Raw genomic sequence first — 14,049 nt, 5'->3', positions numbered from 1 at the left:
AGCAGCAACTGACGCGAGAAGAACAGAACCGGAAGGGTTCGGTTCCCGTGTTGCCTTTAAAGCATTCGTATAGCGCATTGCGATCGCAAGCACCTGCCGTACAGCGGGCTTCTTTCGCCGTATGCGCTCCGAAGCGACCTGCCTCCCGGAAGACTAGGAGTGATGGCTTGCATTTGACCGGCAATGGTCGTCAATGCAGCCCTCGCCGCCGATTCGAGAAGGAAAGCCCAGCGGCTTTTCGTCCGGGAGAATCCGAGTTCCTCTCTTTCGTATCCGCGAAACGCACAGGCCCGAGCGCCCGTGCGTTTTTTTATGCTCATTTTAAGCGATACTCATGTCAAAGCGTTTATCGCCATTCACGAAGGAGGAATTCCCTATATGGAAGAACAACAAGCAGCCATCAATCATAAAGCCGTTATCGTCGGCGTGAACCTGAACGACAGACCGGACTTCGCTTATTCGATGGAGGAGCTGCGCAGTCTTGCCGAAGCCAACAACATCGAGGTCGTAGGCGAGCTGACGCAAAATTTATCCAAAATCAACGGTCCCCACTATCTGGGCACCGGCAAAATCCAGGAGCTTGCCGCGCTCGCGGAGGGGCTGGACGCTTCGACCATTATCTTCAACGATGAGCTGTCGCCTTCTCAGCTGCGCAACCTGGAAGGCGCCCTGGATAAAAGAGTCATCGACCGGACGATCCTGATCCTCGATATTTTCGGTGACCGGGCACAGACTCGCGAAGCGCAGCTGCAGGTTGAAGTGGCGCAGCTGCAGTACATGCTTCCGCGGCTCGTGGGCCTGCGGGAATCGCTCGGCCGCCAAGGCGGCGGCTCGGGCCTGAAGAACCGGGGCGCGGGCGAGACGAAGCTGGAGCTCGACCGCCGGCGCATCGAGGAACGGATCTCCGGGCTGCAGGACGACCTGGAGAAGCTCGTCTCGAGGCGTCAAGTACAGCGCAAGCAGCGGCTGAAAACCGGCGCCGCCGTCGTCTGTCTCGTCGGCTACACGAATGCGGGCAAATCCAGCCTCATGAACGCGATTCTCGACCGGTATATGCCGGATAACAACAAACAGGTATTGGCCAAAGACATGCTGTTCGCCACGCTGGAAACATCGGTCCGCAGCATCGAGCTGCCGGATAACAAGTCGTTCCTGCTGACCGATACGGTCGGCTTCGTCAGCCAGCTGCCGCATCATCTCGTCAAGGCGTTTCGTTCCACGCTGGAAGAAGTCGCCGAAGCCGACCTGCTGGTTCAGGTCGTCGACTACTCCAATCCGGAATTCGAACGTCTCATCGAGGTCACCAATGCGACGTTGAAGGAGCTGGGCGCGGGTCATATTCCGATGGTCTACGCGTACAACAAGACAGACCTGACCGGCGAAGCGTACCCTCGGACGGAAGACGGCCGCGTGTATCTCTCCGTCAAGGATGGAGCGGGTCTGGAAGAGCTGGTCACGCTCGTGAAGGATCGGATCTTCCAAGACTACGTCCAGTGCGAGGTGATCATTCCGTTCGAGGAGGGCCGGTTGGTCTCGTACTTCAACGCCAATGCCCATGTGCAGGCAACCGACTATGAGCCGAACGGCACGCGTCTTACGATGGAGTGCAGGAGAGCCGACTACGAGAAATATAAGCATCTGTTCGCGGAGCCATTGGCGGCGGAATAACCGAATGGGTTATCCACTGGAGGAAGCGTTGCCGGTCAGGAATGCTTTAGCGAACGATCGATCGAATGAGCGTCACGTTCCGCGTAAAGGGGTATTAACGAACAAGAGGAGCTATGCCATGCCGGCATAGCTTCTTGCTTTGTCCAGTTGAAAGCTTAAACGCGTTCTATCGTCGTACCCGACTGGCATTCAACTCGGCATTCAAATCGCCATTCAATTAGGCATTTAAGTCAACTTCCCTGACCATCGCCGGGCGATCTTGCAAGTTGTTGCTCCAATTCCCCGTATGCTACACTTATAAGCATATGGACTCGTATAGCGGCAGAACGGCAAGGAGCCGCGGGTGGCATACGGAATTGGCGGCGCCGATGATGCGCGAAACCGTGCCGGCCCAATGTTCGCACCCGATGAAAGGGGAATGGAAACGCAGATGAGTCACTCCCAGCCTGGCGGGCATCATTACGAGCACGAGCATGGTCACAGTAACGGCCACGGTCACGGTCACAGCCATAATCATGGCGATGTATTTCATACGCATGCGCCGATCGGCAAGATGAAGCTGGCGTTTTTCCTCAGCTTCTTCATCCTGGCCGTCGAGGTTGTCGGCGGCATCATCTCGAACAGCCTGGCGCTGCTGTCCGACGCGGGTCATGTGCTGACCGATATCGCGGCGATCGGCCTGTCCTGGTATGCGATGAAGCAGTCGCTCAAGGCGCCTTCGGTCGGCTATACGTTCGGGTATCACCGATCGGGCATCCTGGCGGCATTCATCAATGCGCTGTCGCTGATCGTGATCGCGGTCATTATTTTGTGGGAGGCCGTCAGGCGGCTGCAAGCGCCGGAAGAGGTCGGCAGCACGTGGTTGTTCATCAGCGCCGGCGTCGGTCTTATCCTGAACTTGTACCTCGGATTCGGCCTAGGCTTAAATAAGGAAGACAATATGAACGTCAGGAGCGCCGTGCTGCACATGGTGGGCGATGCGGCGGCTTCGGCGGGCGTCATCGTCGGCGGACTGATCATTCATTTTACGGGGTGGTACGTGGTCGATCCCATCCTCAGCGTGGGCATCGCCGTGCTGATTGCGTTCGGGGCCTTCGGCATTGTAAAACAGACCATCCATATCCTTATGGAGGCGACGCCGAAGGACGTGGAGCTGCAGAAGGTCGCGGAGACGATCTGTTCCATACCCGGCATCCATGCCGTTCATGATTTGCATGTATGGAGCATCACGAGCGGCCGCAACGCGCTCTCCTGCCATGTGACGCTTGACGCCGCAATGACCATCGGACAAAGCCAAGCGCTGCTGAGGGAGATCGAGCATCGCCTGCTGCATCTGAACATCGGGCACTGCACGATTCAAATGGAGGATGACGGTCATCCGCATCCCAACTCGATGTTATGCGACGGATCGGAGCCTGGTCATGACCATCATCATGGGACAGACGAAGGCCATGAGCATAAATAGAGCAGAGCCCGGGCTATTAGCAAGTTGATTATCAACATCGTAAGAGATCTACGGGGTTAAATGGTAGTTGCGGATTGCTGTACGCTGCACGCAGCGTGCTCGCTTGCAAGGGAGCTGTTCCAGTGTCATGATTCCATGGCGCGCGGGGCAGCTCCTTTTCATTGGCGGCGGACAGGCTGCCAAACACTCGTTCATCTGCAGGCAATATTTCGACAAAAGAATACAATATATGATCAACGTATATTTTGTTGTTAATATTATATAATTAGTATATTATAACTAGTGCAAGAATACTTTGTGGAAGGGGATTTGTAATGAAACCTTTATTTCGCAGTTTTACGGTCTTGCTTTGTTTGGTTGTCTTGTTATCCGTATTGCCCGGTCCCGCGCCGGCGAAGGCTGTTGCCCTATCGACGGACCTGGGTAATTTCGAATCGGGAACGGATGGCTGGCAATGGGGCAGCAATGTCTCGGCTTTATCGAATGTGACGAGCAGCTTGAACGGGCCTACGACGCCGTTCGAAGGGAGCCGTATGGGCGAGCTGACGAGCACGGCCGTTCCGGGCACGACGTGGCGTTCGATCTATCAGAATTTTGCAAGCGCTCTCAATATGTCCTCGACGCCTTATTTCCACGGTGCATTCAACACCTACGGCATCAATTCCTCCCATACGCAGTTCGAAGTCAGGCTCACCTTCTACAGCAATGCCCAGACCTTCGTATCCACGCAGAACATCAGCGGCGATCAGTGGAACGAGCTCACGGTCGACCTTAGCGGCTGGAGCTACGTGAATAACATTACGAAGATCGAGATCGCATACCGCTCCGTCACGTATACGAGCAATTGGACGGCGAAGCATCAGCTCGACAATGTCGGCTTCATGCCTGCTCCGGTCGCGGGAACGATCAGCCAGGTCTCGGCCGACGCGACGCAGATTTCCGTGCAAGGCTCCTACCCGGCAACCGCGAGCGTCCAGTTCGACTTGATCGAGCTGCAGACGTACGAACAGTACAATATCGCCGGGACCTATACGGCGCACGCCACCCAGACGGTCACGCCAAGCGGCGGAACGGCGAGCTTCAGCTTGACCACGGCGCGCTACGCCTCCTCGCGCGATAAAGCGTATTCCAAATTCGCCGTCATCAATCACGCGACCAAGGCGCTCGTCGCCGCGCCGACTTACCTCACGCAATTGACGAGCTCGACCAATACGTACGCGTTCCCGGCGGCCAAGACGATCAAGGGCCTGCAGGTGCAAATGGTGGACGACGCGCAGAAGCTCGGCATCGGTCACGCGGCGCTGAACGTATCGTTCAACGAGATGTTCATGCCGGATGCGACGAACGCGATTCCGTTCGTCATGGACGGCACGACGTATTATTTCAGCCAGTCTTATATCGGCGGTCTGGATCACGACATCAAGACGCTGTCGGACGACGATATCATCGTCACCCTCATCCTTCTGATGTATAACGCGTCAGGAACGATCAATTCGAAGCTGATCCATCCGGATTATTCCGGGGCCGGCACCGTAGCGGCCGTCAATTCGACGAACGCGGACGGCGTGCGGTATTGGAAGGCGGGCGTCGAATTCCTCGCCAGCCGCTACACGAGAAGTGACGAGCTGTACGGCCGCGCGGTCAATTACATCGTCGGCAACGAAGTCGATTCCCAGATTTATTGGTACGACATGGGCAACAAGACGCTGCAGGATTTCGTCGAGCAGTACGCCCGTACGTTCCGGATCGTGAACACGGCGATCAAGAAATATTACAGCAACGCGAGAGCGTACATTTCGCTCGATCATTTCTGGAACGGCAGCGTAGGCTCGAATCCGCTCCAGACGTACAAGGGCAAGGATCTGCTGGATGAGTTCAACCGGCGCATCGCGGGCGAAGGCAACATCGGCTGGAACATCGCGTACCATCCGTATCCGGAGGATCTGTTCGATCCGACGACGTGGAACGATACGACGGCGACCAACTCGCCGACGACGACGCGGGTCACGTTCAAGAACCTGCAAGTGCTGACGGATTATATCGGGGCAAGCAATTATCTCTATAACGGGAACAAGCGGAGAGTCATCCTGTCGGAGCAAGGTTTCCATTCCTTGAGCAATTCCGCGGCGGATCAGCAGACGCAAGCGGCTGCTTATGCCTATGCGTATTACAAGGCCAGATTCACGGACGGCATCGATGCGTTCATTCTTCATCGCCATGTCGACCATGGGGGAGAAGGCGGGCTGAACCTGGGCTTATGGACCCGGGATCCGTCGAAGTCCGCTCCGGCCGCGCCGCTTGCGCAGAAGGCGATGTATAACGTGTTCAAGAAAATCGATACGAGCGAGTCCGTAAGCGTAACGGCATTCGCGAAGAGCATCATCGGCATCGCGAATTGGTCCGATGCGATTCCGGGCTACAATGCTTCGGTGCTCGACAACGGCAATGCGCCGGTGGCAGGCGTTCTGTCCTCGGTGGCTTCGATCTCGCCTACGCTCGGCGTATCCGGGTTCGAATCGTCGGCGGACGGCTGGGCGATCTCCGAATACGCGCAGTCCGCGGCCGTCGTCTCATCGTTTGCGAATGCGCCAACCACGCCATTTGCCGGAACCAAAGCGCTGGAGGTCAACACCAACAACAGCGTCACGGGCGACTACGAGGGCGGAGCAAGAGCGGAGAAGGGAATTACGAAAGTGTTCTCTACGCCGGTCAACGCGACATCCGCGCCGAAATTCCAGTTTGCGATCGACTCGTACGGGGCTGCCCCCGGCGCGACCTCCTATCAGGTGACCGTCCGCCTCTATAGCGGAACGCATGTCATTCAAGGCATCGCCTCGATGACGCCGGATTCCTGGAACAAGTTCTCCATGGATATCAGCGGTTGGGCGTACAAAGGCAGCATCGACAAAATCAAGATTTGGCACAGCGCCAACTCGACGTCGATCTGGAATGGCCGCTATCAAGTGGATCAAATCGGTTTCGGCGTCTAGAGCTAGAGTCATAAGCGTCCGAGCCGCATCAAACCGTGCAAAGCTGCCCCTGCGGGCAGCTTTTTCATTGCCTAGATATACGCAATATATTTCGTGGACAAAAAAGTATATTTTGTTTATATTAATGTATACATAATACTAATAATAGAATGAGCTTGGAGGCATAAGTGATGAAAGCAGAGAATTGGCGCGCACAATGGATATGGGCCGAAGGAACCGAAGGGGAGAATGACGTTTACGTGGAGGCGCGAAAAAGCTTCCATATCGGGACGCAGGCAAGCGCGGCGAGCGTGCGGGTGTCGGCTAATCAATCCTACTCCCTTCGCATTAACGGCACGGTAATCGGCAGAGGGCCGGCGCCGTCCGATCCGGAGTGGATCTCTTACGACGAATACGACGTTGCCTCGCATCTCCGCGGCGGCGAGAACGTGATCGCCATTCTCGCGCATAACTTCGGCACGGCCAAGATCGTTACCGAGCAGCTCCAAGGACCCGGCGGACTCATTTGCCAGTTGGATCTCACGCTCGCGGATGAGGCGGGCACGCTTCGGTCACAGTCGATCGCGACGGACGCCGCATGGAAGTGCCGCCGTTCGCCCCGCTGGATGAAGGGAGCAAGCCGCCTGCATTTATGGGGCGGTTATCGCGAAATCATCGACCAATCGAAGGAAGACGGCTGGGAACACGCAGACTATGAGGACGAAGCTTGGGCGAACGCTGTCGTCCTTGCGGATGCCGCGCAGCCGGACTCCCCGTGGCCGCGCCTCCTGCCGCGCGAAATCCCTTTTCTGCGCGAGACGCCGGTGCGGCCTGCATCCGTCTTGTCGGCGGAAGGGTTTCTGGGAGCGATTCAGTCGCCGGAAGCTATCCTTGCCGGCAGCGCCGCCGGCGGAGCCGTGACGATCGATGCGTCGGTTCCCGGCTCCTATCCGCAAATTACGTATGATTTCGGCAAGGAGATCGTCGGCTATACGACGCTTGAAGTAGAGGCAGAGGAAGGCGGCGTGCTTCAGCTGTATTATGGGGAGTCGCTCGAGGTGGCGTTGATGGATACGTTCCTTCTTCGCAAAGGATCCAACTCCCTGTACGTCCATGGGCGACGCGCGTTTCGCTACTTGAAGGCGGCGGTGCTGGCGACTCCCGTTCCGATTCGGCTGCGAAGCCTGGAGCTGGGCTTCGTTCATTATCCGTTCCCGGAAGGCGGGCGTTTCGCGAGCAGCGACGAACGGTTGAACCGGATATGGGAAACGGGGCGTTATACGACCCTCGTGAACAGCCAGCAGCATTTCGAGGATTGCCCTTATCGGGAGGCTTCGCTGTGGGTCGCGGATTCGGTCATCATGGCGAAGGTCGTCTACCAAACCTTCGGCGATACCGCGCTCGTGCGCAAATCGCTGCTGCAGGCTGCCCGCATTCAGAACGCGGACGGTTCCATCCCGGGAACCGGGCCGGGGCGCAATCAGTTTATGCTGCCGGATTTCTGCGCGCACTGGCTGTTCGGCGTCGGGGAGTATTACCGCCAGACAGGGGACATCGAGTTTCTGCGGGAGGTTTGGCCCTGCGTCGTGAAGCTTGCGGAATGGTTTGCGGCCCAAGAGGACGAGTCATCGTTGTTCGCCAATGCCGATCGCGAAGGCTGGTGGTGCTTCATCGACTGGACGGACGATATCGAACGCAGAGACCGCGTAACCGCGATCTCGTGTTTCTACTATAAATTCCTGAACGAGGCGGCATCGCTCGCCGCCCAGCTGAATGAAACGGAGCAGGCAGAGCGCTTAAGTGCCAAAGCGGCAAAGGTGCGGACGAACGTACGCGCGCAGCTTCGCGTGCCGGGAACGGTCGTCTACGCGGATTGCTTGTCCGGCAGCGGGTTGTCGGCAAGCCTGACGGCGCAGACGAATTTCGCGGCCGCCTGGTCGGGCATCATGGATGACGCGGAGACGATCGCTTTCATCGAAGACTATTACTTGAAGGAACGGCTGCCGCGCATCCGCGGCGCATTCTTCTATTTCATCGTGCTCGAGACGCTGTTCGACCATGGATTCGCGGATGAGGCCTGCCGGCAAATTCGCGACTATTGGGGAGCGATGCTCGATCGGGGGGCGACGACATGGTGGGAGACGTTCGATCCGACGCTGCCTTTCCCGACCGTGCCGAGCCCTTACTTGGGACATACGCCGACCTATCTGCATGATGCCATCCCGGTCAGCTTCTCGCATGGCTGGGGAGCTTCGCCCACGTACCTGCTCACCAAAGAAGTGCTTGGCGTAGACGTCTCGCGGATCGGAACCGGCGTCGTCGTTCTGAAGCCTGCGGCGGTCGCGGATGTGGAGTGGACGGAAGGCGTAGTCCCTACGGTATTCGGCGATATCGAAGCTTCATGGACGCGCGCGGTGGACGGCGAGATCCGGTTCCGCGCGCTGCTGCCGAACGGATTGGCTTGGACGGCGCCTAATCTGACGGAAGTCGTCTCGTCCGTGGAGGGAGACCGTGTCGTCGTAACGGGCAATGCCGCCTCGGTCAGGAAGCGGGCTGTCGAAGCGCGGTAACGGAAAGCGGACAGCCGAAGGAGCCTGCGATGCGGAAGCGCAGCATTCTACCATTGCACAGTGATTCCCATTTAACGTATACTTAATCCGAAGTAAAGGGGGGAGCACAGACGTATGACAACGGATAAGTCGGCTAAAGCACCGATGTATCAATTTATCATGGACGACATCAAGCGCAAGATCGAAACAGGCCAATTAAAGCCGCATGATCAGCTTCCGCCCCAAATTGATTTGGCCAATCAATACAATACGAGCGAGATTACGACGCGGCGCGCGCTCTCCGACCTTGTGCTGGCCGGGTACGTCTACCGAATCCGGGGCAAAGGCAGCTTCGTGCAGGAGCAGCCGGCATCGGCCGGCGTGAAAGCGATGCGTTCGATCTACTTCGTGAATAGGGATCATGTAGTCAGCAGCTTCAATCATCCTTTCTTCGCGGACATGTTCCGGGGCATCAGCGGCGTGTGCGAGAAGAACGGGATCGATTTTCATATTTGGGATATGGGCGAAGAGTATACCTTGCCCGAGGACAAGCAGGCAGGCATCGTCCTGCTTGCGAACCCCACGTTCGACCTGTCGCGCCTGACGAAATGGCAGCAGGAAGGGCGGCGTATCGTAACGGTTCATTTCTATTACCCGCATCTCGGCATTCCGTATGTCATCGTGGACAATTTGACTGGCGGTTATCTGGCGACCCAGCATCTGATCGCCCTTGGCCACCGGAGGATCGGCATCATTCTGACCGGGAAGTCGATTTTGGAATTGAACCAAGAATTCTCGCTCCGGCTGCAGGGGTACAAGCTGGCCTTGTCGCAGCACCAGATCCCGTTTGAACCGCAGCTCGTCTCCGTCGTAAACGGCGGCGTGGAAAGCGCGGAAATGGGCGAAGAGGGCTTCAAGCAATTAATGGCGCTGCCGGAGCCTCCGACGGGCGTATTCGCGACAAGCGATTATAAGGCGATGGGCGCGTTGAACGCGGCCAGGGAGCTGGGATTCATCGTGCCCGACGATGTCAGCATTATGGGGTACGACGACGTGCTCACCGGCGCTTATACCTATCCCGGGTTATCTACCGTCAATCAGAATACGCGTAAACTGGGAGAGCGCGCCGCGGAGATTCTGCTGTTCGAGCTGAAGGACTCCGATAACCGGCCGGTCAAGGATGAAATCGTGCCGACGCTGATCGTCCGGGGAAGCACGGGGCCGGCAGCGGAGTAACGGAGAAGACTAACTTGCAGGCTGAATAAGTTCGACCTATTTTCGACCCGTAAGCTGGTAATGATCATTGTTGATCATTGCCGGCTTTTTTGCTGTTCATTCGCTCAATAAAAGTATACAAAATAATGACAAAGCACGAAAAATAGGGCGAAACCGTTTAATATAGCTTGGACTAAAAAATCGTTGCAATAATTTCCACCACTATGTATACTGTGTCTTATAAAGTATACGAAATTAGTTTCCTGTACTTTGTTTGGGGGAGTGCTCGCCATCAATGTTCAGAGCAGAAAGACAAAGATGAACAAAACTAAGATGAATTGGGAGCGATTCAGGTGAAGAAAAGAAAAGTGATTGCCGCTTTCTCGAGTGCCGTGATGTTGATGTCTCTAATGGCGGCCTGCAGCAAGAACGACAATGAGGGCTCCACCAATGCGGCGAATAACGCGAAGGATTCGAACGCGCAAACGAACGGCGACACCTCGGCGAACACGCCCGCAAACACAAGCACGGACGAACAGAATTCCGCAGCCCCCGCCCGTACGGGTACGATCAACATCTCGCTGCCGAACGCTTCGGCTTCCGTTTGGAACGCTGTTGCAAGCGGTTACATGGCGAAAAACCCCGGCGTGAAGGTAACGGTCGACAATAAACCGAGCGATGGCTATAAGGAATGGCTGACGGCGCAGCTCGCGGCCGGCAAACCGGACGTCGACCTCGTCGTGAACAACGAGGTTGCGGGCTTGATGTCGAACGGTTCTTTCATGGACTTATACCCTTACTTCGATAAACAGAACCCGTATACGAACAAAGCCTGGAAAGACAGCTTGGATCTGGAGACGATGGGCATCAACATGGACGGCGTCGGTCCGGATGACCACCTGTACAACTTGAACTTCGAATCCGTGCAGATCGTATGGGTCTACAACAAGGAAATCTTCCAAAAGGTCGGCATCGCCGAAGCGCCGAAAACGTTCAACGAGCTGATCGAGGACTTTAAAAAGCTGAAAGCCGCGGGCTACACGCCGCTAGCGCTCGGTGGAGATTCCAACTCGATGTGGAGCGGACAAGCAGGCTGGCTCGTGCGGATCTACGCGGACCAATACTTGCGCGATTACATCAACACCTCGCATTCGCAAGAGCAGGATTTCACTTACCTGCCTGACATCGATAAGACATGGCAGTTCAACGCCGCAGACCCGTTCAACGATGCCAACAGCAGCGTCACCAAGAACGATCTTCGCGCGTGGAAAGCGATCAAGGATAAGGTCGGCCCTTACAAAATCGCCGGCAATCCGAAGTGGGAAGCGTACGCGGACAATCTGAAGCAATTGTTCCAGTACGTGCCGGAAGGATTCTTCGGGATGAAAGAAGACCAGGCGTATAACCTGTTCCTGACCGGCAAAGCGGCAACGATGGTCGGCACGCCTTCGTCCTACTGGCAGCTGCCGAAGGACTTCCAGGACGAGACCAAAACAGGCGGCAAAGGCGCGGTGAAGCCGTTCGACTACGGATTCTTCAACATGCCGACGATGGAAGGACCCGAAGTCATGGCTCCCGTCCGGACGATTCAAATTCCGATCGGCTTCTACGGCTTCGTGAACAAGGATGCCGCGCAAAATGAACTCGATGCGGATTTCATGATGTACGTAACGAGCCCCGAAGGCTACGGCGTCTACCTGAAAGCCATCCAGGACAGCACGGACGCGGCATTGTCGGGTGCGCCTGCACTGAAGGATATTACGCTTCCGGACGAGATGGGCAAAGCGTTCGCCGATTTCAAACCGATCGGCAACACGGAAGGCTTCTCGAGCCCAGGCAACAACCTTGCCCGCGGCCTATGGGATTATCAGCCTTCCGTTCAAGAGTGGGTCGGCACGGTTCAACGCTTCTTCGGCGGCCAGCTGACGACGCAGCAATATTTGGACCAGCTGCAAGCGAACGTCGACAAGAACTTCAATGCGGTGTTGAAAGAGCGGAACCTGGAGCTGACCGACTTGGAGAATCCGGAGCGCAAGCCGCCGGAACGCAAGAAATAAGATCCGAACCGCAAGCTGAGATCTGAACCTGCATGCAAGAAACACTGAATGCAAGCTAAGCTAACCGATCGTACGGCAGGACTTCGATCTGCATGGGCATCCGCCTGTGCAGATCGAATTTTATTCGGGCCGCATGCATGCGCGCGTTGCGCGGCGGTTCGGGTCGTTCGATCTTGAACGGATAAGGAGGGCAGACATGAGAAGAACCTTGTATACGCTGTTCGCGCTTCTGCTGCTGGCCGGACTTGTTCCGCAAGCCGCGTCGGCTGACGGCAACTGGTCCATTGACGGCGCCGGCAATATTACGTCGATTTCGATCGCGGAGGACGGGGGCCGATTGGCTATCGGAAGTTACGGGGCGGCAGCCTACGTATACGGTCCGGACGGGAAAGAGCTGTTCCAGGCCAAAGCCAACAATGTCGTGAACGGAGTAGAGCTGCTCGCGGACGGCAGGCTGCTCGCGGCATCCGACGATCGGCATGTGTATGCCTACGATGACAAGGGCGGCAAGCTGTGGGACGCCGACTTGGAACGCCAGGTCAAATCGATCTCCGCCTCCCGCGACGGCTCGGTGGTCGCGGTCGTCGTGCAGCGCGCGAGCGACGTCCAATTCCTGGACGGCGCGACGGGCGAGGTGACGGGCAAAGGAACGATCGGCACGACGATGAGAACGGTCGACGTATCGCCGAACGGGCAATGGGTCGTCGTCGCGACGACCGATCAATACCTGTACGTGCTCGACGCGCAAGGCAAGCTGCTGCACAAGATGGGGGCCTCTAACCAGATCGGGGCCGCTGCCGTATCCAACGAAGGCATCGTTGCCGCGGGGACGGCATCGAACGACGTCGAGCTGTTCGACGCCAAGGGCAAGCTGCTGAAGAAGATCGCTACGCATGACAATGTCACGGACGTCTCTTTCTCGGAGAACGCGGATGTGCTCGGTGCCTCGGATTCATCGGGCAACTATTATATGTTCGACCAAGGCGGCAAGAAGCTGTGGGAGACGAAAGTAACCAGTCCGGGGAGCAACGTGGAGCTGGACAAGGAAGGCAAGACGCTGTATGCCGGTACGGCTGACGGGCGCATGTTCGAATACGATACGGGCAAAGTGATCGAGCAAGCGCAAAACAAAGCCAAATGGACGACGATCATTACGATCGCCGCCTCGGTGCTGGCGCTGGCGATTCTGCTCCTCGTGCTGCGCACGCTGCACAAACGGAACCGTCTGGGCGTATTCAAGCTGATTTGGCGCTCCAAGCTGATCTATCTTGGTCTCGCGCCGACGTTCGTGCTGCTGCTCGTGTTCCTGTACGTGCCGGCTTTCTCGGGCCTGTTCCATTCCCTCTACGATTGGCAGCCCGGAGGCAGAACCGTCTTCGTCGGCTTGGACAATTTCAGAAGGATGTTTCATGACACGTACGTGACGAAAGGACTTGGCAATCTGGCGATTCTCATCGTAACGGGGCTGATCAAGTCGATTCTGCCGCCGCTCATTACGGCCGAGCTAATCTATCATCTCCGCAGCAAGCGGCTGCAGTACGTATACCGTACGGCATTCACGACGTCCATGATTATTCCGGGCGTGGCGCTGCTGCTCATCTGGCAGAATCTCTACGATCCGAATGTCGGGCTGATCAACAACTTCCTGCAATTGATCGGTCTTGGCGGCTGGGCGCATGGCTGGCTGGGCGATCCGGATTCGGCGCTGTGGTCGGTCATCTTCATCGGATTCCCGTTCGTCGGCATCCTGCAGCTGCTGGTGCTGTACGCCGGTTTGCTGTCCATTCCGAACGAGCTGATCGAATCGGCCAAGATGGACGGCGCGAGCCTGGCGCGGATCATTCGCTCCATTCACCTGCCGCTGCTGGCCGGGCAGTTTAAATTCCTGATCATCCTGACGCTGATCGGCACGGTGCAGGATTTCAACGGCATTCTGATCGTGACCGGAGGCGGACCGATGGATTCCACCTACGTTCCCGCGCTTCAAATGTACTACGCGGCCACGAAATTCAACGATTTGGGCTATGCGTCGGCGCTTGGCGTAGGCATGTTCGTCGTCATTCTGGTCATTACGGTCATCAATCTGAAAGTCATCAAAACGGCGAACGAGTAAGGAGGACAGGACT

General features: G+C 56.9%; 7 protein-coding genes. All 7 read left to right on the top strand.

Features of this window, described 5'->3' with window-relative positions; translation table 11 throughout:
* Nucleotides 1-378: 378 nt before the first annotated feature.
* Complete coding sequence (gene hflX, locus AC0YNU_RS29105; protein WP_475762885.1) at nt 379-1,668, top strand: GTPase HflX; 1,290 nt, start codon at nt 379-381, stop codon at nt 1,666-1,668.
* A gap of 430 nt (nt 1,669-2,098) precedes the next feature.
* Nucleotides 2,099-3,133, top strand: a complete 1,035-nt coding sequence (locus AC0YNU_RS29100) for a cation diffusion facilitator family transporter (protein WP_475762883.1) — start codon at nt 2,099-2,101, stop codon at nt 3,131-3,133.
* 314 nt (nt 3,134-3,447) lie between these two features.
* On the top strand, nt 3,448-6,123 hold the full coding sequence (locus AC0YNU_RS29095; protein WP_475762881.1) for a DUF5722 domain-containing protein: 2,676 nt from the start codon (nt 3,448-3,450) through the stop codon (nt 6,121-6,123).
* A gap of 170 nt (nt 6,124-6,293) precedes the next feature.
* Nucleotides 6,294-8,672, top strand: a complete 2,379-nt coding sequence (locus AC0YNU_RS29090; RefSeq protein WP_475762879.1) for a family 78 glycoside hydrolase catalytic domain — start codon at nt 6,294-6,296, stop codon at nt 8,670-8,672.
* A 114-nt stretch (nt 8,673-8,786) separates the two neighbouring features.
* Nucleotides 8,787-9,887, top strand: coding sequence for a GntR family transcriptional regulator (locus AC0YNU_RS29085; protein WP_475762877.1), 1,101 nt, complete (start codon nt 8,787-8,789; stop codon nt 9,885-9,887).
* A gap of 332 nt (nt 9,888-10,219) precedes the next feature.
* Complete coding sequence (locus tag AC0YNU_RS29080; RefSeq protein ID WP_475762875.1) at nt 10,220-11,923, top strand: ABC transporter substrate-binding protein; 1,704 nt, start codon at nt 10,220-10,222, stop codon at nt 11,921-11,923.
* A 196-nt stretch (nt 11,924-12,119) separates the two neighbouring features.
* Nucleotides 12,120-14,036 carry an outer membrane protein assembly factor BamB family protein gene (locus AC0YNU_RS29075; protein WP_475762873.1) on the top strand — a complete coding sequence of 639 codons (1,917 nt, stop codon included), beginning with the start codon at nt 12,120-12,122 and terminating at the stop codon, nt 14,034-14,036.
* The last annotated feature ends 13 nt before the right edge of the window (nt 14,037-14,049 follow it).

Source organism: Paenibacillus sp. J31P316 (assembly GCF_056269105.1).
Note: the sequence above shows the minus strand (reverse complement) of the source record. Positions and strands in the feature narration are given on the sequence as shown.